The sequence below is a fragment of the Mycobacterium sp. ML4 genome, assembly GCF_054515735.1.
The window spans coordinates 19663-41050 of sequence record NZ_JBTNSY010000016.1 but is presented as its reverse complement, the minus strand read 5'-3'; the positions used below and the strand labels follow the sequence as shown (position 1 = coordinate 41050).

At 65.8% G+C, this 21388-nt stretch carries 23 protein-coding genes; 10 read left to right on the top strand and 13 right to left on the bottom strand.

Annotation, left to right across the window (positions count from 1 at the left end):
• Nucleotides 1–46: 46 nt before the first annotated feature.
• The gene (locus ACX9NE_RS18710; protein WP_459362612.1) at nucleotides 47–502 is read left to right on the top strand and encodes a pyridoxamine 5'-phosphate oxidase family protein; all 456 of its coding nucleotides are present in this window, start codon (nucleotides 47–49) and stop codon (nucleotides 500–502) included.
• Between the two features lie 12 nt (nucleotides 503–514).
• Here ACX9NE_RS18710 and ACX9NE_RS18705 read toward each other — a convergent pair whose 3' ends face one another.
• The 3 genes from ACX9NE_RS18705 to ACX9NE_RS18695 form a co-directional block, all read right to left on the bottom strand.
• On the bottom strand, nucleotides 515–892 hold the full coding sequence (locus ACX9NE_RS18705; protein WP_459362613.1) for a hypothetical protein: 378 nt from the start codon (nucleotides 890–892) through the stop codon (nucleotides 515–517).
• Nucleotides 893–1038: 146 nt separating this feature from the next.
• A complete protein-coding gene (locus tag ACX9NE_RS18700) occupies nucleotides 1039–1446 on the bottom strand; it encodes a hypothetical protein (RefSeq protein ID WP_459362614.1) in 408 nt (135 codons plus the stop codon).
• Nucleotides 1447–1583: 137 nt separating this feature from the next.
• A complete protein-coding gene (locus tag ACX9NE_RS18695; RefSeq protein WP_459362615.1) occupies nucleotides 1584–1808 on the bottom strand; it encodes an MbtH family protein in 225 nt (74 codons plus the stop codon).
• A gap of 338 nt (nucleotides 1809–2146) precedes the next feature.
• Here ACX9NE_RS18695 and ACX9NE_RS18690 point away from each other — a divergent pair, with 338 nt between their 5' ends.
• From ACX9NE_RS18690 to ACX9NE_RS18675, 4 genes are all read left to right on the top strand, one after another.
• Nucleotides 2147–2467, top strand: a complete 321-nt coding sequence (locus ACX9NE_RS18690) for a transposase (RefSeq protein WP_459362616.1) — start codon at nucleotides 2147–2149, stop codon at nucleotides 2465–2467.
• A 183-nt stretch (nucleotides 2468–2650) separates the two neighbouring features.
• A complete protein-coding gene (locus tag ACX9NE_RS18685; RefSeq protein ID WP_459362617.1) occupies nucleotides 2651–3673 on the top strand; it encodes a TIGR03617 family F420-dependent LLM class oxidoreductase in 1023 nt (340 codons plus the stop codon).
• Nucleotides 3674–3745: 72 nt separating this feature from the next.
• Entirely contained in the window at nucleotides 3746–5302 is a 1557-nt protein-coding gene (locus ACX9NE_RS18680; protein ID WP_459362618.1) for a succinic semialdehyde dehydrogenase, read from the top strand.
• Between the two features lie 66 nt (nucleotides 5303–5368).
• Nucleotides 5369–6052, top strand: a complete 684-nt coding sequence (locus ACX9NE_RS18675; protein ID WP_459362619.1) for a glycoside hydrolase — start codon at nucleotides 5369–5371, stop codon at nucleotides 6050–6052.
• A gap of 75 nt (nucleotides 6053–6127) precedes the next feature.
• Here ACX9NE_RS18675 and ACX9NE_RS18670 read toward each other — a convergent pair whose 3' ends face one another.
• Nucleotides 6128–6910, bottom strand: coding sequence for a ParA family protein (locus tag ACX9NE_RS18670; protein WP_459362664.1), 783 nt, complete (start codon nucleotides 6908–6910; stop codon nucleotides 6128–6130).
• Between the two features lie 243 nt (nucleotides 6911–7153).
• On the opposite strand from ACX9NE_RS18670, the gene ACX9NE_RS18665 reads away from it, so the two are divergent.
• Together ACX9NE_RS18665 and ACX9NE_RS18660 are read left to right on the top strand one after the other, a co-directional pair.
• Nucleotides 7154–7495 (top strand): DUF3253 domain-containing protein, encoded by a 342-nt coding sequence (locus ACX9NE_RS18665; RefSeq protein ID WP_459362620.1) that lies wholly within the window; start codon nucleotides 7154–7156, stop codon nucleotides 7493–7495.
• 42 nt (nucleotides 7496–7537) lie between these two features.
• Nucleotides 7538–8086 (top strand): thioredoxin family protein, encoded by a 549-nt coding sequence (locus ACX9NE_RS18660; protein WP_459362621.1) that lies wholly within the window; start codon nucleotides 7538–7540, stop codon nucleotides 8084–8086.
• A 15-nt stretch (nucleotides 8087–8101) separates the two neighbouring features.
• On the opposite strand, the gene ACX9NE_RS18655 is transcribed toward ACX9NE_RS18660, so the two are convergent.
• Nucleotides 8102–8980: a universal stress protein gene (locus ACX9NE_RS18655; protein ID WP_459362622.1), complete on the bottom strand. Its 879-nt coding sequence runs from the start codon at nucleotides 8978–8980 to the stop codon at nucleotides 8102–8104.
• A 186-nt stretch (nucleotides 8981–9166) separates the two neighbouring features.
• Between ACX9NE_RS18655 and ACX9NE_RS18650 the strand changes: the two genes are divergently transcribed.
• Entirely contained in the window at nucleotides 9167–9979 is an 813-nt protein-coding gene (locus ACX9NE_RS18650; RefSeq protein WP_459362623.1) for a universal stress protein, read from the top strand.
• Between the two features lie 13 nt (nucleotides 9980–9992).
• Here ACX9NE_RS18650 and ACX9NE_RS18645 read toward each other — a convergent pair whose 3' ends face one another.
• The 7 genes from ACX9NE_RS18645 to ACX9NE_RS18615 form a co-directional block, all read right to left on the bottom strand.
• Nucleotides 9993–11642: a sensor histidine kinase gene (locus ACX9NE_RS18645; protein ID WP_459362665.1), complete on the bottom strand. Its 1650-nt coding sequence runs from the start codon at nucleotides 11640–11642 to the stop codon at nucleotides 9993–9995.
• A 251-nt stretch (nucleotides 11643–11893) separates the two neighbouring features.
• Entirely contained in the window at nucleotides 11894–12550 is a 657-nt protein-coding gene (gene dosR / locus ACX9NE_RS18640; RefSeq protein ID WP_459362624.1) for a hypoxia response regulator transcription factor DosR/DevR, read from the bottom strand.
• Between the two features lie 154 nt (nucleotides 12551–12704).
• On the bottom strand, nucleotides 12705–12980 hold the full coding sequence (locus tag ACX9NE_RS18635) for a hypothetical protein (protein WP_459362625.1): 276 nt from the start codon (nucleotides 12978–12980) through the stop codon (nucleotides 12705–12707).
• A gap of 177 nt (nucleotides 12981–13157) precedes the next feature.
• The gene (locus tag ACX9NE_RS18630; RefSeq protein WP_459362626.1) at nucleotides 13158–14012 is read right to left on the bottom strand and encodes a universal stress protein; all 855 of its coding nucleotides are present in this window, start codon (nucleotides 14010–14012) and stop codon (nucleotides 13158–13160) included.
• Nucleotides 14013–14016: 4 nt separating this feature from the next.
• Complete coding sequence (locus ACX9NE_RS18625) at nucleotides 14017–14799, bottom strand: universal stress protein (protein ID WP_459362627.1); 783 nt, start codon at nucleotides 14797–14799, stop codon at nucleotides 14017–14019.
• 1 nt (nucleotide 14800) lies between these two features.
• A complete protein-coding gene (locus ACX9NE_RS18620) occupies nucleotides 14801–15964 on the bottom strand; it encodes a site-2 protease family protein (RefSeq protein ID WP_459362628.1) in 1164 nt (387 codons plus the stop codon).
• Between the two features lie 39 nt (nucleotides 15965–16003).
• Nucleotides 16004–16624 carry an SRPBCC family protein gene (locus tag ACX9NE_RS18615; protein ID WP_459362629.1) on the bottom strand — a complete coding sequence of 207 codons (621 nt, stop codon included), beginning with the start codon at nucleotides 16622–16624 and terminating at the stop codon, nucleotides 16004–16006.
• Nucleotides 16625–16826: 202 nt separating this feature from the next.
• On the opposite strand from ACX9NE_RS18615, the gene ACX9NE_RS18610 reads away from it, so the two are divergent.
• Nucleotides 16827–18245, top strand: coding sequence for a wax ester/triacylglycerol synthase domain-containing protein (locus ACX9NE_RS18610; RefSeq protein WP_459362630.1), 1419 nt, complete (start codon nucleotides 16827–16829; stop codon nucleotides 18243–18245).
• The gene (locus ACX9NE_RS18605) at nucleotides 18242–19921 is read left to right on the top strand and encodes an HAD hydrolase family protein (protein WP_459362631.1); all 1680 of its coding nucleotides are present in this window, start codon (nucleotides 18242–18244) and stop codon (nucleotides 19919–19921) included. The genes ACX9NE_RS18610 and ACX9NE_RS18605 overlap by 4 nt, the downstream gene beginning before the upstream one ends.
• Before the next feature lie 173 nt (nucleotides 19922–20094).
• Here the strand turns inward: ACX9NE_RS18605 and ACX9NE_RS18600 are convergent, their stop codons facing one another.
• Entirely contained in the window at nucleotides 20095–21345 is a 1251-nt protein-coding gene (locus ACX9NE_RS18600; protein WP_459362632.1) for an alpha/beta hydrolase family protein, read from the bottom strand.
• Nucleotides 21346–21388: the final 43 nt, after the last annotated feature.

Here is a 21388-nt window from a genome sequence, read left to right as displayed (position 1 = left end):
ACCTTTGGCACGCGCGAACGTCCGGCTCGTTCAATAGTCTGATGCCATGACGTATCAAAGCCACGACCACGTCGGCGCCACCATTCTGTCCGTACCTGAATGCTGGCAGCTGTTGGCCGGCATGACGTTGGGCCGCCTGGTGACGGCCGTCGACGGACGCCCGGAGATCTTCCCGGTGAATTACGTGGTGCAGCGCAAGACCATCCTGTTCCGGACCGCCGAGGGCACCAAACTCGTCAGTACCGCGATCAACAACAACGTGGTATTCGAGGTGGACGACCACAACGTCGCCGAAGGCTGGAGCGTAATTGTCAGAGGCACCGCACGTTCGGTGCGCAGCGATGAAGATATCGCAGAGGCCGAGCGCGCCCAGCTGCTGCCGTGGACGGACTCAGAGAAATCACACTACGTGCGGGTGATCCCCGAGGCGGTCTCGGGACGGCGATTCCAGTTCAGTCCCAAAAGCCAACAGCGGATCGCGGCGTCGGCAGAAACCCGCTGATCCGGCGGTCGCTCAGTCGCCGGTGCGGGTGAAGTTCACCTGGACGTCGGTGCTCGGGCAGGCGCCGGTGAGTTCTTCGTGGCCATTTCCGCTCAACGCCGTGATCGGGTCTTGCAGCGGCTGCGGGAGGGCAAAAGGCACAACGATTCTCACGTGTGTCGCACCACCCTTGCCGCAGCTGCTGTCGAACTCCCGGTCGTAGTTCCAGGTTCCGTCGGCGTAGAGCAGCACCATCGCGGTGGCCGGGGCGGTGTGAAATAGGCTCGCGCACCGGGCGCCGGTACGAAGGCAGTTGGTGCGGACGGCATAATCGCGCTGGTCTTTGAAACCATTTGGCTGAATTGACAATTGGTGGTAGCGGCCATGCAGTGCCGCCGCCGGCGACGTCACCCGCGGGGGCAGCGCGCCCGGATCAGGCAGGCTGCGGATGTCGGCATCACCGGTGAACGGACCGGTGCTGGGTGCTGCGACAGGCGTGCTCTGCGCGGTGTCGCCCGAGGCCCTCGCGGCGACCGCAGATGAGTGGTAGCCAGCTTCTACCCCGCATAGACACCGCCGGCGACCAGCAGCGCAGTGCACAGCAAGGCGCCCAGCACGATGCGGCCGCGCACGCCTCGCGGGTTAGCGGAGACCGGGACGACCAGCAGCGTCCGGCTGACCGAGGTATGCGGGTATGGCACTGCCTCCCCGGAAATCTCGGCTGCGTATGCGAAGTCCAGGGTCGGGGGCCGGGCCAGCTGGTCGGCGAACTGAGAACAGGTGGCGAAGCGCCGGGCCGAGTCCTTTGCCATCGCCTTGGCGAACACCCACTCCAGCGCCGCCATTTGCGGGTAGGCGGACTCCAGCGAGGGCGGCGGGGCATTGACATGCTGGCTGATGACCACCGCCGAGTTGGAATCGTCGAATGGCGGTGCGCCGGTAGGTAGATGAAATGCGCTGCACACCAGCACATTTTGATCGGCGCGTCCGTCGACCTGCTCTCAGCGCAGTTGCTCGGGACCGGGGTTCCATCGGCATCGTTGCGCTGAAGTTCGCCCTCGAGTGTTGTCATGGCGCCGCCGAATTCCAGACGGCTGGGGACTCAGCGGTCCGTGTCCTGCGCCAGCCTGTCGCGCAGGCTTTTCGGTCGTATATCGGGCCAGTTCTGTTCGACGTATTCCAGGCACGCGGCGCGGTCCGCCAGGCCGTATACCACCCGCCACCCGGCGGGCACATCGGCGAATTCCGGCCAAAGGCTGTGCTGCTCCTCGTCGTTGACGAGTACGAAAAAGCGGCCACTGTCATCATCGAATGGGTTGGTACTCACTTGTACTCCTAACGCCTAGTAGAGATGGGTCTAGGGCAAGACCAGCGAGCGCAGAACCGTTGCGCAAGCCGCGGACAGCGTCGTCAACATAGCACCGGTGGCCTTCTTTTCCTGGCTTTCCGGCGGCTGCGGTGCCGGACCTGCGGGTTCGACGCCACGCGGGAACACGGGGAACGCGGAATGCCGCAAAGGGGGAACGCAGGCGGCAATGCGCGGGCAATCCTTTCCCATCAAACGGGCGTCCAGGGCCAGTGACTCAGACCCGGCGGAGTCGATGGGGATCAAGACCTGTCGCTTGTTTACCTGCTGGCAAACACCTCCGACTGTGCTTCGGCGGCTTGTTCGGGTGTGGACGACCCCATGCCGTTTTCCATGAAATCGCGCAGGACTTCGTTGCCCATGCCCGCGTCGAAGACCGCATCCGTCGCGCCAAAGACGCTCACCTGGGCCGCTTCCCGTCGCGCGACTCCGCCACCAACACCGCCCGGCTCAGCGCCGTGGCGATCGCCGCGGACCTGACCGCCTGGCTGCGGCTGCTCGCGTTGACCGGACCGCTGGCCAAAGCCGAACCTAAAGCCCTGCGTCACCGGCTACTGCACGTCCCAGCCCGACTGACCCGCAGCGCCCTACGCCGCCACCTGCCCATCCCAGCCACCTAGCCCTGGGTCGATGACCTCGTCGCCGTCTTCGCCCGCATCAGCGCTATCCCGCAACCGACCTGACACACTATCCGCTACAACCCGGTGAATGACCGGGGTCAGCTGTCCTTCGGCGCAGCGGACTGACCAGCACGGTGTGCATGCGCCGCCATCACACGGCACGCACGGAGGTAGCGTCAATCCGTGCATGTCGACGCGATGACGATTCCCCGGCCGCTTGCCCAGATCGGCGACATCGCCCGACGCACCCAGGCAGCCGGCTTCGCCGGCCTGTTGTTCACCGAAACCGGACGCACGGCCTATCTGAACGCCGCCGTGGCGTCCCAGGCCGCACCGGGTCTGGAACTGTCGACCGGCGTCGCCGTGGCGTTTCCACGCAGCCCGTTCGTCACCGCGGCAACCGCGTGGGAATTGCAGGAGGCGACCAACGGCAACTTCCGCCTCGGTCTGGGGACCCAGGTGCGTACCCACGTGGTGCGGCGCTACGGGATGCCCTTCGAACGTCCGGGTCCGCGGCTGCGGGACTACGTGCGCGCCGTCAAGGCGTGCTTCAGTGCGTTCCGGACCGGAAAACTCGACTACCACGGCGAGTTCTACGACTTGGACTTCATCACCCCTCAGTGGAGCGCGGGACCCATCGACGCGCCCGATCCCAAAGTCGACGTCGCGGCCGTGAACCCCTGGATGTTGCGCATGGCGGGGGAAGTCGCGGACGGGGTGCACGTTCATCCGCTCGGCGAACCCGGGTACCTCACGCGGCACGTCGTGCCGCAGGTCTCGGCCGGCGCGTCGAAGGCGGGGCGCAGCGCGTCGGACGTCGCGGTGATCGTGCCGGTCATGACGATCGTCGGTGACACCGATGAAGAGCGCGACAACGAACGCGAACTCGTGCGAGCCGGTCTCAGCTTCTACGCCAGCACACCCAATTACGCATTCATCATGGACGAAGCCGGGTTTGAGGGCACCACGGCCCGCATCCGGGAGAAGCAGAAGGCCGGTGACGCCAAAGGAATGGCGGCCCAGATCACCGACGAGCACATCGCCGTGTTTGCCACCGAGTCGACGTGGGACGGCTTGGCGGACGCACTCGTCGAGAAGTACGAAAGAATCGCCACCCGCATCGTGCTCTACAACGCCCTCAGCGATCCGGTGCGGTTCGAACGCTATGGGGCTGTGGCGCAACGTATTTCGACCGGCCGCGGGTGACGCCGCCAGGTCACGGAAACAGGCGGATAGGCTGGGGACATAGACAGCCGTGATTTGCCGAGAGGTAGTGCTATGTCCGCACCGTCAGCCGAGGTCTTCGACCGCCTACGTCAGCTCGCCGCGATCAAGGACGTCGCCGAGCGTCCGACCAGGACCATCGTCGAGGTCTTCACCGGCGAACCGCTGGCGACGATCCCGGTGGGCACGGCCGACGATGTTGCTGCCGCGTTCGCCGAGGCCCGGGCGGCGCAGGTCGAGTGGGCGGGGCGCCCCGTCGCCGAACGCATCGACGTCATCCGCCGCTACCGCGACCTGGTGATCCAGAATCGCGAGTTTCTGATGGACCTGCTGCAGGCCGAAGCCGGCAAGGCCCGGTGGGCGGCGCAGGAGGAGATCGTCGACCTGATGGCGAACGCGAACTACTACGTGCGCGTGACCGCCCAGCTGCTCAAGCCGCAGAAAGTGCAGGCGCTGCTGCCCGCGATCGGCAAGACCACCGTGCATTACCAGCCCAAGGGCGTGGTCGGGGTGATCTCGCCGTGGAACTACCCGATGACCCTCACCGCATCGGATTCCGTGCCTGCGCTGCTGGCCGGCAATGCGGTGGTGCTCAAGCCGGACAGCCAAACACCGTACTGCGCGCTGGCCTGCGCCGAACTGCTGTATCAGGCGGGCCTGCCGCGCGCGCTGTATGCGATCGTGCCCGGCCCCGGCTCGGTGGTCGGAACGGCGATCATCGACAACTGTGACTACCTGATGTTCACCGGGTCGTCGGAAACCGGCCGGCATCTGGCCGAACAGGCCGGCCGCCGGCTGATCGGTTTCTCGGCCGAACTCGGTGGCAAGAACGCCATGATCGTCACTCGCGGAGCCAACCTGGACAAGGCAGCTAAGGCGGCGACCCGCGCATGCTTCTCCAACGCCGGCCAGCTATGCATCTCCATCGAACGCATCTACGTCGAAAAGGACATCGCCGACGAGTTCACCCGCAAGTTCGGCGAAGCAGTGCGCAATATGAAGCTCGGCACCTCCTACGACTTCTCCGTCGACATGGGGAGTCTGATCTCCGAGGGCCAGCTGACGACTGTGTCAGAGCACGTCAACGACGCAACGTCCAAAGGCGCCAAAGTGATTGCGGGCGGAAAGGCCAGGCCCGACATCGGCCCGCTGTTCTATGAGCCGACCGTGCTGACCGACGTCACTGCCGAGATGGAGTGCGCCGCCAACGAGACATTCGGGCCGTTGGTGTCGATCTACCCGGTGGCCGATGTCGATGAGGCCGTCGAGAAGGCCAACGACACCGAGTACGGCCTTAACGCGAGTGTCTGGGCCGCCACGCCCGCCGAGGGTCAGCAGATCGCCGCCCGGTTGCGCTCGGGGACAGTGAACGTCGACGAGGGTTACGCGTTCGCCTGGGGCAGCCTGAGTGCACCGATGGGCGGCATGGGCCAGTCCGGGGTAGGCCGCCGGCACGGGCCCGAAGGCCTGTTGAAGTACACCGAATCGCAGACGATCGCGACCGCGCGAGTGTTCAATCTCGATCCGCCGTTCGGCCTTCCGGCAACCTTGTGGCAGAAGTCGCTGTTGCCCATCGTGCGCACCGTGATGAAGCTGCCGGGCCGGAAATGACATGAACCGCCGATAACCCGGGCCAAGAGCGTCACATACGTCCCATCCGACACTAGAGTGCTGTAGGTGGGCACGAACGCCGAAGCGAGGGGCTGGGGCCGCTGGTTGGCAATCGCGGCGTCGCTGGTGCTCGCCGGTGGGATGATCTACGCCCAGGACACTAAACATCCCGCCCCGTGTTGCGCTGACAGCGCCTCGGTGGCGGCGCCTCCCACCAGCCTGACGGGCACGCCGTCGGTCGCCGCCCCGCAGACCGCCAGTGCGGCAGAGGCGGCAATGCTGGCCGGCGGCGCGCCTGCCATGGCCCAGGACTTCCAGATGGCGCTGCCCGCCGGGATCGCCCCGGAGCAGGGGCTGCAGGTGAAGACCATCTGGGCAGCCCGCGTCATCGAACTGCTGTTTCCTGAGATCAAGACCATCGGCGGGTTCCGCCAGGATGCCCTGAGATGGCATCCCAGCGGCCTGGCGATCGACGTGATGATCCCAAATCACGAAAGCCCTGAAGGCATCGCGCTGGGTAACCAGATCGCCGGTCTGGCTCTGGCCAATGCCAAGCGCTGGGGAATCGACCACGTGATCTGGCGGCAGAAAATCTACCTGGGACCCGCCTCGGGAAGCTGGACCGCCGACCTGGGCAACGAAACCGCCAACCATTACGACCACGTTCACATCGCCACCAACGGTGGCGGCTACCCCAACGGGCATGAAATCTACTACATCGGGTCCATGACGCCTGGTCCTTCGAACTGAAACCGGTTCCCGTGCAGCCTAGTTGACGCCGTTTACGCTGGCCGAGAAGGAACTGACTCGACAGGACCTCAACAGTCACCGCCGACCCAATAAGTCCTCTTCCAAGAACCGGCGGAATATGGGGGCAAGCTGCCTGGCGACCAATTCATGGCGGTCGCCGAGCCGGTCTCCGAGTTGAAAGACCTCATTGATGATGGCGCGCCGGGGAACCTCGGCCCGAACCTGATCGCCGAACTCCCGGTACACCGTCTCCCGGATCGACTGCTCGATGCCGTTGCGGCTGTCGAAGCCGGACAAAACGACGCCGCACCACTTCAGCGGATGAGTGCGCTGGATGCGCTCGACCCTGTTGCGGGCCTCTATCGCTTTACGCACCGCGTCGCCGGTTGGTGCGATCGGCGCATACGCCACGTCGGCCAGATGCATGGCGAGCGCTTCCAGCGAGCCCGTGCGGCCACCCGTGTCGATCAGAACGAGTTCATAACGGTCGAATACGCCGGCTGCCGTGAAGATGCCACGCAACAGGCCGGTGTCCGAAACTCCGATACCTGCCACCCGGCTCAACGACGCACCGGCTGGTAGGAGCTCAACGTTGGGCCACTTGGTGTCGATGATCTCCTCGTCGAGCCGCTTGGCAGCGGTGCCCGGATCACCCCAGAAGTTGATGCCGGCCTCCTCCAGGACAGAGCCGAGACCGGTCGAGTGCTGTGACACCCCGAAGTGATTGGACAGGTTGCGCTCGGGATCCGCGTCGACCAGCAAGGTCGAGATCGCCAGCCGTGAGGCCTCCCCCGCCAGCATCATCTGCCACAACGTCTTGGCTGTTCCGCCCTTTCCCGAGAGCACCACGGCTGACACGGCTGCCAACTGTTCGCCTCACCTTCTGGTGTCTCTCGCTAGCAACGTCTGCCAGTCATTCCGGCCGCCGCTGCCTGGGGGCCGAGAGGCATGCAAACGCGGTGACAGCCTCACCTCAAGGACCGTGGCCGGCGTTCAGCAAGCATAGCGACGTCCCGCCAACGTGCGACCTGCCGTCAGCGTGCTGACACTCTTCCCGATGCGGCACTGGCCGGCACGGCCGAACTGCACTTGACTGGACACGTGGCTGAACGACTGCGCGCTGAGCTGAGCCGAGCCGCCGAACACGGCGGACCACAGGCACGGGCGGCAGAAATCGCACTGCGAGAAGGGCCGGTCACGCATCGGCTGGAATCCGCGATCCTCGCTCTGGCCGCCTCCCGGGGGCCGCAGAGCAGCACTTGTCCCTCGGACGCGGCTCGGGCAGTCGGTGGCGAGAACTGGCGCGAGGTGATGGATGAGGCTCGCGAGATCGCCCGCACACTGGCCAGATCCGGCCGCGTCCAGATCACCCAGCGCGGCGAGGTCGTCGATCCCGACGGCGCCTGGCGCGGACCCGTCCGGATCAGAATTGCCGGGGGTTGAGGGGTCGCACGCCGTCCGAGGGTCGGACGTACGCTGGCGGACATGGCCATCGAATCGACAATGCTCGCCCTTGGCACCTCGGCACCGCAGTTCACCCTGCCCGACCCCGCCAGCGGCGCCACGGTGAGCCTCGACGACCTCAGCGGTCCAGCGCTTGTCGTCACATTCATCTGCAACCACTGCCCATATGTCCAGCACGTCGCGGCCAGTCTTGCCGAACTGGGCCGCGATCTCACCGACCAGGGCGTGCCGATGGTCGCCATTTCCAGTAACGACGTCGCCACCTACCCGCAGGACGGTCCGGAAGAGATGGTCGCCGAAGCCAAACGCCACGGCTGGACATTCCCGTATCTCTACGACCAGACCCAGGACGTCGCACGCGCGTTCTCCGCGGCCTGCACCCCCGACACCTTCGTGTTCGACGGCGATCGCCGCCTGGTTTATCGGGGACAGCTCGATGATTCCCGACCGAAGAACGGACTCCCGGTGACCGCTGCCGACGTGCGGGCGGCGGTCGCGGCGGTTCTGGCGGGCCGCCCGGTCGACCCGAACCAGCGCCCGTCGATCGGATGCGGCATCAAGTGGCGCTGAAAGCGCCCGCGGCCACTACGACGAATGCGCCACGATCACCGGTGTCCGCACCGCGTGCACCACACCGTTGCTGACCGAACCGAGCAGCATGCCACTCAAGCCGCCGCGGCCGTGACTGCCGACGACCACGAGCTGCGCGGATTTGGACTCTTCGATCAAGGCGCGACCGGGGTGATCGAGCACGATCACCCTGTTGACTTTGACGTCGGGATAGCGCTCCTGCCAGCCCGCCAGGTATTCCGCCAGATTCCGTTCGGCTTCAGATCGCCACTCCAGCCACGGGAGCTGATATACGGCCATGTCGCTCCACGCGTGCACGGCGGTAAGGTCGACGCCGCGCCGCGATGCTTCGTCGAACGCGATCGCCAGCGCGAGTTCGGACGTCGGCGAACAGTCGATGCCGACCAGCACCGGCGCGTTCCGGGAACGCGGCATCCACGACGCTTCGTCGCGGATGACGGCGACCGGGCATTTCGCGTTGTGCAACAGTCCCGAACTCACCGACCCCAGCAGCACGCGCTCGATCGCGCTGCGCCCGGTGGAACCGACGACCACCATCTCCGCGTCGGCCGACATCTCGGCCAGCGTCGGCACCGGGGCTGAGGCCTTGACTTCGCTGGTGATTTGAATGGTTCGATCGCCTGACAGCGCGTCCTCGGCGATTTTGACCGCATGCTCGAGCAGCTGGCGCCCGTCGTCCTTCTGCCACACGGCAACACCCGACGGCGTCGGCGGCTGCGGATACGTCGGCACGACCGGATTGAGCATGTGAACCAATGTCAGCGGGACATGTCGCATCGCCGCCTCGCGCGCTGCCCAGAAGATCGCGGCATTCGATGCGGCCGATCCGTCGACACCGACGACGATGCCGTACCGCGTCACGGTGCTAGACATTTTGTTCTCCTTCCGTACCTACCATGACGGTATTGCGCAGACGGTCCCCCGTCACGGGCCTTAAGTCCTCGGCCGCGCAGTCCTGAGACCTTCTGTTCGGCAAGCACATCTGGCGGGACCAATGTCGCGACACCCGGTGTCAAACGACTCTCCCGACGGGTCCGTGGGAGGTAATAGCGTTCGGCTATGGACCATTCAGATTCCCGGAAGCACATAGTGGTGGGAATCGACGGGTCGGATGCGGCGATCAACGCAGCTCGGTGGGCGGTCTCCGAAGCCGCTGACCGTCACGTCCCGTTGCGTCTGGTCTACGCCGTTACGCCACCTCGGGCAGATGAGCCGCCCGGCGACGCCGACCTCGACATGGAATACGGTGAGACTTCGCTGCGTGCGGCCTGTGCCGCAGTGCATGCGATGGGCCAACCGGTGAAGATCGAAACCGACCTGGTGCCCGGCTCGCCCGGTGGCGTACTGATCGACGAATCACGGGGTGCGGCAATGGTTTGCGTCGGATCGGTGGGCATCGGACGCCTTGCCCGCAAAGTCCTGGGCTCGACTGCCGAAGATGTTGCTCGGCGGGCGACATGCCCCGCGGCGATCATCCGTACCAATCGGGGCGCTGCGGCGCCCGACCCGGGGTCGATCGCTGTCGTGGTCGACGATTCCGCGGACAATGATCTCGTGCTCGAGCATGGGTTCCGCGAGGCGGAGCTGCGTGCCGCGTCGATTCTGGCGCTGGGTGTTTGGCGCTGGGGCTTCGGTGAGATTCCCTACGCTCAGCTGGAACACCGGCTGGGGCGGTGGGCCCAGTTACATCCCGCGGTGCACGTCCGTCCGGCTGCCGCCAGGGATGGCGCCGCCGAATTCCTCAGCGGCACACAGGAACTCGTACAACTCGCGGTGGTCGGTCATGCCGACACAGACGAAGTCGCCAGGATTGTCGGATCCATCGATCCCCACTTCGGGCACGCCGGACACTCGGTGCTCGTGGCGCGCTGACCGGACCGACTGATCACTGGTCAGGTAACGGCACCGCCCAGCACACCCGGGTACCGTCCTGCGGCGAACTCGTGATCTCACAGCTGCCACCGAGTTGCTGAGCGCGGTGCTCCAGGTTGGCCAGGCCACTGCGCCGGCGGTTGTCGGCCGGAACGCCGTGACCGTCGTCGGTGATGGTGAGCGTGAAAAGGTCGGCGGCGCTCGCCTCGACGGTCAGCCTCGAGGCTCCGGAATGGCGGATGACATTACTGATGGCCTCGGTGGCGACCGCTTCGGCGTGCTCGGCAAGCTCGCCGTCAACGGCACTCATAGGGCCTTCCATGTGGACGGTGGTGAAGATGTCCCGGTTCTCGGTGAGGTCGGCGACGATCTGCTGCAGGCGTTGCCGGAAACCGCCGTCGGCGCCCACCGGCAGCTTGAGCTGAAAGATCGTGCTGCGAATCTCCTCGATGATGGTTTGCAGGTCATCGAGCGTGCGGTTGAGCCGGCCGGCGACCTCCGGAGAGCGGGCACGAGCCAAAGTGCCCTGCAGATCCATCCCGGCGGCGAATAGGCGCTGGATTACGTGGTCATGCAGGTCGTGTGCGATCCGCTCCCGCTCGGCCAGGATGGTCAGCTGTCGGGCATTCTCCCGGGCGGATGCGAGCATCAGTGCTATCGCGGCATGCGTGGCGAACTGGCCGACCAAGTCGAGATCCCCGCTGTCGAACGGCTGGTGATAGGCATCGCGGGCAAGGGCGAGGACTCCCGCCGTCTGATCGTGGGCGCGCAACGGCATGACAATCGCACAGCGCTGCCCCACATCGGTGAACGCTGGGATCGGATAGCTCAGTGACTCGGTGATCAGTGGTTCGCCGGAACGGAAAACGGTGCCGGTGGTGGATCCATCCACCGGAACCCGCTGACCGATCACCTCGTCCGCGTGCTTTCCCACAGCGGCGGACACCACCAGGGTGTCGGCTTCGTCCAAGGGCAGATCCGAGTCGATCGGAACCAGCACGATCGCCTGTTCGGATTCGGTCAGCACGCAGGCGCGTTCGGCGATCAGGTGTAGTGGATTTCTCTGCGATTTGGCGCTGGCAAGCAGCGCCGTGGTGATCTCACGACTGGCCTCCATCCACTTCACCGATGTACGCTCGCGCTCGAACACCCGCGCGTTGTCGATGGCTACCGCCGCAGCGAAAGCCAGTGCGCGAGCAGCGAATTCATCGGATTCGGTAAACGCCCGATCTGGCTCCACATGAGTCAGGTACAGGCTGCCGAACACCGAGCCCCGGATCATGATCGGTACCCCGAGAAAAGCGCGCATCGGGGGGTGATGCTCGGGAAATCCGACGGCGGCCGGGTGGGTGGTCAGGTCTTCCAGACGAAGCGCCGGCGTTTCGACGAGAGAGACGCCGAGCACCCCTTTGCCCACCGGCAGATGCCCGATCCTGCCCGCCGTGTCGTCGTCGATTCCGGCGTGCACAAACCTGAGCAGGGTTCCCTCGGGATCACGGACCGCGAGTGCCCCATAGGGTGCCGATGTCAGTTCTCTGGCCGCCCGGATGATGCGTCCCAATGTGGCATCGAGGTCGAGGTCCGAACCGATTTCGACGATGACCCGAAGCAACTGCTCCATTTGATCGCGAGCGGCCAACAACTCGTCGAGCTGCTCGTGCATCCTCGTCACCAGTCCGGGTTGCCCGAGGCCAGCAAAGGCCGCACCGTGCTGTTGATTACCCACCCGAACTGTCCTCCACGTCCCCTCTTGGCTTCAGGTGCCAAGACGCGCCCCCGATGCCGCCGTTCAGCATAGTCATATCGAAAGCCGACAGCTACTACGCGTACAGTTGTGCCTTCGCGGTGACGCAGCTAGGTACGGCCCGGCAAAGCTATATCCGAAAATCCGCGTTGCCAGCCGGGAAACTTCCGCTACCGCGGCATCCGTCGCGAGTCGGCCTGGGTCCCCAGTTTCGAGGCGAAAACGGCTGCTTGCGTCCGTCGCTCCATGCCGAGTTTGGCCAGCAAGCGGGATACGTAGTTCTTCACCGTTTTTTCGGCGAGGAACATTCGGTCGGCGATCTGCCGGTTGGTCAGACCCTCGCCGAGTAGTCCGAGCAAGGTTCGCTCCTGGTCGGTGAGCGCGGCCAGGGGATCCTTCTTCTCCCCTCCGCCGCGGAGCCTGGCCATCAAGGCGGCCGCCGCCCGATTGTCGAGCAGCGATCTGCCCGCGCCGACCTCCTTGATGGCATGGGCCAGCTCCAAGCCCTTGATGTCCTTGACGACGTAGCCGCTCGCACCGGCGAGGATCGCTTCGAGCATCGCCTCATCGGAGGTGAACGAGGTCAGCATCAGGCATCGGAGCTCCGGCACGGCAGACAGTAGATCGCGGCACAATTCGATGCCGTTGCCATCGGGAAGCCGCACGTCAAGGACGGCGACGTCGGGCTGCGAGGCCGGAATCCTCGCCATCGCTTCGGATACCGAACCTGCTTCGCCGATGACTTCGAGCTCGGGATCGCCGGCGAGCAGCTCGACCAGACCGCGTCGGACGACTTCGTGGTCATCGACCAAGAAAACCTTGACCATCGCGATTCCTCCCAGGCCGACCACATGAGATCAGCTACCCCATCGTGGCTTACGCAAGGCCAGTTTAAATCCAACGCATTACCTGCGGGTTTCCGGGCGCGCTCGGTGCGCGTTCGGCATCGGGCAGGATCTCCGGTTCCAATGGTCGGCGGGTCTAATTGGCGCCATTGCGCCGACCCGGGGATTTACCCAAACGCAGGCCGGCCGCCCTACCGATTTCCACCATCACCCGGTCCAGAACCAGGTCGTAAGCATCGCCGTCTTCAATGAGGTGATCCAGGCCGCGACGGTGCAGAAACCCTTCGAGCCGCCGGTCCAGGGTCCAATCGATGTACGCACTGTCGGCGTACGACGATTTCAAGAATTGCCGCGCAAGCTCGTCCGCGTCGGACTCTGCCCACAGCGACGCGTCCCCAATTCTGGCAGCCATTTGTACTCCCCTTAAAGGCCCCGACAACCCTCGATAGCGACCGACGAGCCCCATCGTCTCGGAATCCTCAGCGTTCGCATAGGGTCTGAAGTCCCCTCATGGCGACAGGTCTGGGTTCGCCGATTCCGGCACCCGGGCCCCGCACACGGACTCCAGGCCGCCGTCCGCAGCCGCCGTTCACAGATTCGGGCGGTCGACGATCAGTAGCGAGCAGTCTGCTTTGTGCAACACCGCATTACCGGTCGGACCCAGAAGTTGTTGCACCACATCGTGATTGCGATGACCGACAATCACCATCCGCACCTTCCGCCCGTGTCCGGCGAGGTAGTCGAGCAGACTGCCCTTCGATTCCATCGCCGAGACGTCGACGTCCGGGTAGTGCCGCCGCCAGCGCTCCAAGCGCCGGTCCGCGCCGGCGAGCGTGCCGGTGCCGGCGAAGTCGGATGGGTGGTCGCAGCCGACCCGGTGCCGATAGCTGACGGCGCGAAGCGGCAAGTCGCGGAGCCGGGCTTCCTCGATCGCGGTCTTCATCACGACGTCGGAATCGGCGGACGCCTGCGAGTCGACGGCGATCCAGTCCCCGTCACGTTGTGCCTGATCGCCGTGGCGGCGGATCACCGCCACGGGACAGTGCGCCGAGAGCGCTACCGCCGTCGCCGTCGAGCCCGCTCGCTCAGGGCGGAAATGGCGTAGCCCCACCGCGCCGAGGCACACCATGGCGGCCGATGCCGAGGCTCGCGTCAATGCGAGGGTCGGCAGCTCCTGGGCGATCTCAACTTCGATGCGGACCTGTCTCTTGGCCGCCTCAGCGGTCATGGAGGCGTAGCGAACCGCGTTTTCTGCGATGGCCAGTTTTCGTGCCGCCCTGTCGGGCGGCATTTGCGTGACGTCATCCGGTTCTATGGCGTACAGCAAGCGCAACGGAATGTCGCGCACGACCGCTTCATCGACCGCCCACAGCGCGGCATCTATCGCCGCCCGCGAACCGTCGATCCCGACGACGACGGAGGGATGTCCGGCTGGTGCATACATGCCGTCACCCGCGGACCACTAGCACCGAGCAGTGCGGATGCGCGAACAGCGCGTGTCCCGAAGGACCGACGAGTTCGGCGAGCTGGTCGGCTTCATCGCCGCCGATCACGGCAAGCTGCACCCGCTCGTCGTTGGTGCTCAGAAACTTCGCGATCGCGGACTTCGTCGTGATCGGATAGACGCGCACCTCGGGATGGCTCTGCCGCCAGTCGTGCACTCGGTGTTCGAAGTCGCCGTCGGCGTGCTCAGCAAGGTCTTCGGGACGGCCGCCCAGCGCGAGCAGAGGTGCGTTGCGCAGCTTGGCCTCCCATGCCGCGGATTCGACGACCGCCTCATTGCCGGGGGCCATCCGGACGACGATCCAATTGAAGATTGGTTGCTCCACGCCGGTCCGCACGACCGCGACCGGACAATACGCCGTTTCGGCAAGATCGGCCGCCGTCGACCCCAACAGTGCCCGGGCGTAGCGCCCGATGCCCACCGAGCCCACGCAGACCAACTCGGCATCGCGCGACGCCTCCACCAGAACCGTTGCGGCCGGCCCGCGTTGAATGTCCGTCGTGATCTCAACGGGCTTGCCGCCGGCTTCGATCGCCAGCTGTGCTTGCTTCAACGACGTCTCGGCGTGCGCGAGGTCGCGGGCGTAATCGTCCGCGCCGGCGTGCGTCTGCTTGATCACCGCGACGAGCTGCACGCGCACCCCACGGGCGACCGCCTCGTCGACGCTCCACAGTGCGGCCGCGATCGCTGCCTGCGAACCGTCAATGCCCACGATGACAGGCTTCATGTCACACCTCCTGGACTCGAGTGCTGGGGGAATGGGTCCCGGGTCCGGCCAGCCGGTAGACATCGATCAAGCGTGCGATGTCGCTCGACGTGACGATGCCGACGACCTTGTCGGTCTCCATCACCAGCGCGCGGCTGCGGGGACCGACCGGCGTCATCCGCTGCAGCAACGTATTGAGCGGCTCACCAGCCGCGGCAGTCGGTACCGCCTGCAGGGGCAACGCGACCTCACGCACCAACGTCGTCGCACGCCGGTCGGGAGCGACATCGCGCAACTGGCGCAGGGTAACCAGACCGACGGTCGATCCATGGTGATCGGCGACCGGATACGCGGAGTGGCGATCCCCGAGCACGTAACGCTGAATGAGATCCTCGACGGAGATCCAGTCCGGCGCGGTGTGCGGTTCCGGGGTCATGGCGTCGGCCACCGTCAAGCCGCCGAACATCTGTTGGGTCGTCGCCTGTACTTCCTCCTCGCGTGCGGCGGCGAGGATGAACCACCCGATGAACGCCAGCCACACCCCGCTGATGAGGCCACCCAACACGAACTCGGCTAACCCTAGACCGATCAGCACGATCGCGACGATCCTTCCGGCGTGCGCTGCGCCTACAGCCGCACGCACTCTGTCGCCGTGGCGCTGCCACAGCAAGGCGCGCACCAGGCGGCCGCCGTCTAGCGGGGCACCCGGCAACAGGTTGAACAACCCGAGCAGCATATTGATGGCGGCAAGCCACCACACGACGCTGACCGCAATCACCGCGATGTGCGCCCATTCCAGCGCCACCGCCAGTGCTGCAAACGCCACCGACAGGGCCAGGCTGGTGGCCGGACCGGCCAGCGCGATCCGGAAAGCCGCTCTGGGACTCGACGCCTCGCCTTTGAGCGTCGTAACGCCGCCGAACAGCCATAGCGTCACGCTCTCGGTCCTCACCCCGACACGCCGCGCAACGACCGCATGCGCGAGTTCATGCGCGAGCAGCGACCCCGACAACACCAGCGCCCCGCATGCTCCGGCAACCCAGTACGCGAACCGCGGATAACCCGAGATATCGCTCGGCAACGTGGTGGCGAGGCTCCAGGTGAACAACCACAGGATCACGATGACGCTCCAATGGACGTTCACCTTGAATCCTGCGATACGTCCCAGCGGGATGGTGTCACGCACCGTTGAACCTCCAATGACGAGCGCGAAAACGGCAGCGGTTCAAAAGCCCGTTTCCGAGGGCGAACGGCACTCCCTGGCCGGTGCTGCGGGAGCACGTTCGGCGCGGCGCTTGATTCCGAGCAGCCAGGCCCTGGCGCCCAGGGCGATCAGTGGCCTGGCCAGTTCTACGGCGAACACTTCGCCGGGGTGGCGCAGCGCGATCCTGGCCCGGGCCAGTAGCCGGACGCGGTCCTCCCAGTGTGGCTGCAGGTGGAACGACAACACCGCATCCAGGTCCGGGTGAGTGTGCCTGACCCGAAACACGATGTATTCCCCGGGCTGGACCTCTTCGACTGTCAGCGTCACACCGTCGGGCAGCCCCATCCACCCCGCGCGGGCGAGGCGCAGCTCGTCACCGGGCGCCAGCTGCCGTCCCGGCGCCTCAGGGGCCGGGGTGGAGCTGACCGGATTGCGCTGCAGTTGTGGCCATACCGCAGCCGCGGTCGCATCGATGTAGACCGCCTCGGTCACCTGGATCACCGGATCGCCCACCAAGGCATCGCCGGGCAACCGCATCTGGGCTTCCGCTTTGGTGGAGCCCCAATTGCGGTAATACCGACGCGCACAATAGAGCGCGGCGAGCACGGCGGTCGCCTCGGTGATCCGCCTGATCTTGGTCATGAAGTCAGTCTGCGCCGGTTACCGGGTCTCGGCGAGGGTCATTGGTCCTCGCCGGTGACGCCGAAATGCTCCGCGTCGGCGGGTGGCTGGCGCCAGCGGGTGCCGGCAGTCCGGTGACACCGTTGGGGACCAACGGCACTATCGACGGGACCACCCACCGCGGATAGTGATGCCCGGTGAGCGGACTCGGAGGTGCGCGGAAATGGACCGTCTATCGACCGTGGAAGCAAGCTTCCTCGAAGCAGAGGATGCCGACCGGCGCGTCAGTATGGCAATCGGGGCCGTTGCCGTCATCGACGGACCCAGCCCGGGCCGCGACGAACTCCTCGCGGCACTTTCGGAGCGACTGGCTGTTCTGCCACGGCTGAGCCAGTTGGTACAGCAGCATCCGTTGCAGGTCGCCGCTCCGGAACTGGTCAACGACAACAACTTCGACATCACCCACCACGTGCGCTGGGCCGCCGTGCCCCAGTCCGCGGACGACGCCGCGCTGTTCGGGACGGTTGCCGATCTCATGGAGCGCAGGCTTGATCGCGACCACCCGTTGTGGGAGTGCTGGGTGATCGAAGGTCTGGCGGAACGGCGGTGGGCGGCACTGCTGAAGATTCACCACTGCCTGGCCGACGAGCGCGCCGCGATCCGGATACTGACGGCTATCGCCGATTCGCCCGGCGGCGCGCACGCGACCGGCGAGCTGAACATCGCGCGTGACATGCCATCGGTCAACACGGAAGCGCTGCAGTTCAACCCGTTGGCTCTGGCCAGAGCGTCCTGGCAAGCGTCGAGGATGGGCAGTGAACTGGCCGGAAAAACAATAAGGCGCGCAACCGAATTCGTGGCCGGTGTGCTACGACCCTCGCTGAGTCCGCAACGGCCCGGCCCGGTGGCCGACCGGCGCGGCTACAGCGCGGTCCGGGTGCCGCTCAAGGATGTCCAGACGGTCTGCGATGTCTTCGGCGTGACGCTCGACGACGTGGCGCTGGCCGCCATCACCGACAGCTTCCGAGCTGTGCTGTTGCATCGCGGCGGGCAGCGCCGCCGCAACTCACTGCGCGCTCTGGTTCCGGTGTCCCTGCGTTCACCGGAGCCTTTGGACCGCATGGATATTCGTGCCTCAGCGACGCTCCCCTACCTCCCGCTCGAACAGCGAGACCCGGTAAAACGTCTGCGCCTTGTGCACAGTCGGCAGAATCGGCTCCTCGGTGACGGCGACCGCAAGCCCACCGCGCTGGCAACTCGACTGCCATTCATGGTGAGCGCGTGGGGCACTCGGTTCGCAATGCAACTCCCACAGCGCGACGTCGTTACGCTCACCGCGCACGTGCCGGGTCCCCGCCAGCGGTTGCAGGTGCTGGGACGGCCGGTGGAGATGCTGTTGCCGATACCACCCACGGCCACGCACTTGGGTACGGTCGTGGGCACGCTGAGCTATGTGGATCAAATGGTGCTCGGCATCACCGACGGTCACCGGGGGACCCCCGACGCCGAGGACATCGCGCGCGGCATCGAACTCGGGGTCGCACGCCTGCTCACCCGCGCCCTGGCGCGCCGGCGCGCGCGCGGCAAGGGTGTTCGACGGCCGGCCTCGACGGGCAGCCGCCACGCAGGCGGGCGGCCGTGACATTTTTCAAGGTGGTCGCGCTCGATCTGGACGGCACCCTGACTTCGGCGGGACACCTGGTGCCCGAAGCGTTGACAGCGATCGAGGAGGCACGACGCAACGGGCTGGCCGTGCTACTCGTCTCCGGGCGCATCTTCGCCGAACTCCGAGGCGAGTTCCCGCAGATTGCAGATTATGTCGACGCGATGGTGCTGGAAAACGGCGCGGTCACCGTCCTCGACGGACACACCCACGCCCTGGCTTCGCCGGTGGACGGCGGTCTCGCGCAGGCACTCAGCGACCGGGGCGTCCCCTGCCGCCGTGGCGAGGTGATACTCGCGATCGACGGCGAGCACACGTCGGTCGTCGTCGACCTGATCGGCGAGTCGGGGCTGGACTACCAGATCATCCGCAACCGCTCGGCGCTCATGGTGCTGCCGGCGGGTATCACCAAGGGCACCGGGCTGGCCGCCATGCTCGCAGCGATGAACCTCTCGCCGCACAACGCCGTTGCGGTGGGAGACGCCGAAAACGATCTGGCACTCTTCGGTGTCGCGGAGATCGGCGTCGCGGTCAGTAACGCAGTGGCCTCGGTACGGCGCCGCGCCGACGTGGTTCTGGACAAGTCGAACGGGTCGGGCGTTGCCGAACTGCTGGGCGGCCCGTATGTGGCTGGTGCGCAACGGTGGTGCCCCCCGAGGCGCTGGGTCGACATCGGCACCTTCGATGACGCAACACCGACGCGGATTCCGGGCAGCCAGGGACGTGTGGTCATCACCGGACCCGCGGCATCGGGAAAGAGCCACCTGGTCGGATTGTTGGCCGAGCGCTGGATTCTGACCGACTACTGTGTGCTGCTCCTCGACCCCGAAGGTGATCACGTACATCTGCAGCAATTCAGTCAGGTACAGCTGGTGGATGCCGGCCAGCATCTGCCCGAGCCGGCCGACCTGGTCAACACCTTGCGCCCACAATCGAGCATCGTTGTCGACATGTCCGGACTCGCCGAGGCGACCAAGGGTGACTACATGCACCGGCTGCGGCTGACGGCTGAGGCGCATCGCGAACAACACGGGTTCCCGCACTGGGTGATCTACGACGAAGCCCATCTGCTGGGCGCGGAGGAACAGGCGCACTGGACTAGGCGCGGCGGCTACGTATTGTCGTCGTTCACCCCAGCGGCGCTGCCCGCCAAGGAAATCGACAACAGCGATGTCGTGCTGACGCTGATGCCGCCGCAGAGCCCGGCCGACGTCGACTCCGGTCGGCGAGCCACCATCCAATTCGGCTCGGGCCCGGCGCGTCTGTTCACAATCGCCGATCGCTTGACCACCCATGTGCGACACGGCCACAAGTACGCCGATGTGCGCCTACCCCGGGAGCGGCAGTTCTACTTCAACAATATTGCGGGAACGCAGGTCGCGCCGGCCGCAACGCTGCACGACTTCTGCACTGCGGTAGCGCATCTCGACCAGCGCGCGCTTCAGTACCATCTGGAGCGGGGTGACTTCTCCCGCTGGCTCGGTGGCACGATCACCGATAAGGATCTCGCCGCGCGGGTGGCGGCATGGGAAGACGAATTGGAGGCACACCGCGCCGCCGATCTGGAACGGATCCGCTCCAAGCTCGTCCAGGCCGTCGAGGAGCGGTATCTGCCGGCAACCGACTTTCGCTCACCTCGAAGCGGGCGCAGGTAAGAGTGTTTAGCTTGGGCACGCACCGACGGCCGTTGTCGTCCACATAGTCCCGACCGGCGTGCGGTGGCGCGGTCAGGATCAACAGCACGCGGACATGCATCGGGCTGCAGAGCAGTTCCGCGGTCATCATCGCGGTGTCCAGCAGGCTGAGCAGCTTCATCGAGACCCGCTATTCAGGCGGGACGGGCACGCAGTGTCGGGCGTCCTTCCAGCAGACCGGACTGTTGCAGCGCCTCCCACACGAACCGCTGCACCGGTTGGGAGCGAAAGAATCCGGTGTGACCGCCCGGGTACCAGACGATTTCGGGTTTACCCCAGTGCTTCCAGAGCCGATTCACCTGCTCTCGCGGATGGACCAGGCGGTCAGCGACGCCGGCATAGATGAAGCGCCCGTGCATCGGCACCCGGGGGGTCAACGACAAGGGTGAGATCATCCGGCCGATGGGTTCGGCGAGGCTCATCGTATGACGACGGGGGTCGTCGTGGCTCAGGCCCGAGTGCCGGCCCAGCACCTCGACCAGGTCGGCCACCGGGACTCCGAGAATCGCGCACGTGAGTCCGTCTTCGAGGCTTGCGACCAGCGACGCGATGTAGCCGCCTAGGGAAAGACTGTTCAATCCGATCCGGGACTCGGGCTCCTGAGATCGGATCCAGGACAGCAGGCGACGGATGTCCCAGACCGCCTGTGCGGTCGCATGCACATCGTCCAGGACGTCCTCACCCGGGAAGACGGCGCCCTTCGGCAGTCCGCGGGCCCGAGGCCCGTGCATGGGTAGCACGGGCATCACGACATTCAGACCCAACTCGTCGTGCAGCTTCCAGGATCGAAACAAGGCCAGATCCAAACCAGCGCGGCCCATTTCAGTGCCGTGTACACACACCAGCCAGGGCCGTGGCTCCGGGTGACGCAACAGCAGCGCGTACTCCCGATTGTTGGCGGCGTAACTCTGCCATCGTCGTGCACCGGGTTCACCCGGATGCGGCGTGTACCCGCTGGCAAAGTACAAGCGGTGATAGGAACGCCTGCGCCCCTTCACCTTTCGGACGGCGACGCCGGATAGCGCCGGCGGCCTCGCGAAAAACCCCTCGGGCTTGTCCAGCCATCCCCGGTCTCCGTAGTACTCGAGTCCAGCCTGCACCTCACGGGTGATGCGCTCGAAAACCTCCGGCCGGCTGACCGGACGCCGCGCCTTCAAGCCCATCAAGACGACCTCGTCGCGGAAAGCCTGCGCAGCCAACGCTATGGTCGGTCGGGCGACCGGAAGTTCATCCGGCGCCGGCCCGAGATAGTCGCGCCATGACTGCGCCAGGTATTGCCCGGTATGCATGAAGGGCATGGCCGCCCCGGCCAGCCCGTTGACCGCGGGTGCGCTCCAGTCGAAAGCTGCCGACCGCTGCCGGTCGCTGCTGCGGGGCATCGTCATGGCGGCACGCTAACACCCGCCAAACCCGGTGCGTAGGGACCTA

Coding starts and splice junctions, on each gene's coding strand:
- ACX9NE_RS18710 (WP_459362612.1), top strand. CDS start 47: ATGACGTATCAAAGCCACGACCACGTCGGCGCCACCATTCTGTCCGTA.
- ACX9NE_RS18680 (WP_459362618.1), top strand. CDS start 3,746: ATGTCCGCACCGTCAGCCGAGGTCTTCGACCGCCTACGTCAGCTCGCC.
- ACX9NE_RS18660 (WP_459362621.1), top strand. CDS start 7,538: ATGGCCATCGAATCGACAATGCTCGCCCTTGGCACCTCGGCACCGCAG.
- ACX9NE_RS18655 (WP_459362622.1), bottom strand. CDS start 8,980: ATGTCTAGCACCGTGACGCGGTACGGCATCGTCGTCGGTGTCGACGGA.
- ACX9NE_RS18650 (WP_459362623.1), top strand. CDS start 9,167: ATGGACCATTCAGATTCCCGGAAGCACATAGTGGTGGGAATCGACGGG.
- ACX9NE_RS18645 (WP_459362665.1), bottom strand. CDS start 11,642: ATGCACGAGCAGCTCGACGAGTTGTTGGCCGCTCGCGATCAAATGGAG.
- dosR (WP_459362624.1), bottom strand. CDS start 12,550: ATGGTCAAGGTTTTCTTGGTCGATGACCACGAAGTCGTCCGACGCGGT.
- ACX9NE_RS18635 (WP_459362625.1), bottom strand. CDS start 12,980: ATGGCTGCCAGAATTGGGGACGCGTCGCTGTGGGCAGAGTCCGACGCG.
- ACX9NE_RS18630 (WP_459362626.1), bottom strand. CDS start 14,012: ATGTATGCACCAGCCGGACATCCCTCCGTCGTCGTCGGGATCGACGGT.
- ACX9NE_RS18625 (WP_459362627.1), bottom strand. CDS start 14,799: ATGAAGCCTGTCATCGTGGGCATTGACGGTTCGCAGGCAGCGATCGCG.
- ACX9NE_RS18615 (WP_459362629.1), bottom strand. CDS start 16,624: ATGACCAAGATCAGGCGGATCACCGAGGCGACCGCCGTGCTCGCCGCG.
- ACX9NE_RS18610 (WP_459362630.1), top strand. CDS start 16,827: ATGGACCGTCTATCGACCGTGGAAGCAAGCTTCCTCGAAGCAGAGGAT.
- ACX9NE_RS18600 (WP_459362632.1), bottom strand. CDS start 21,345: ATGACGATGCCCCGCAGCAGCGACCGGCAGCGGTCGGCAGCTTTCGAC.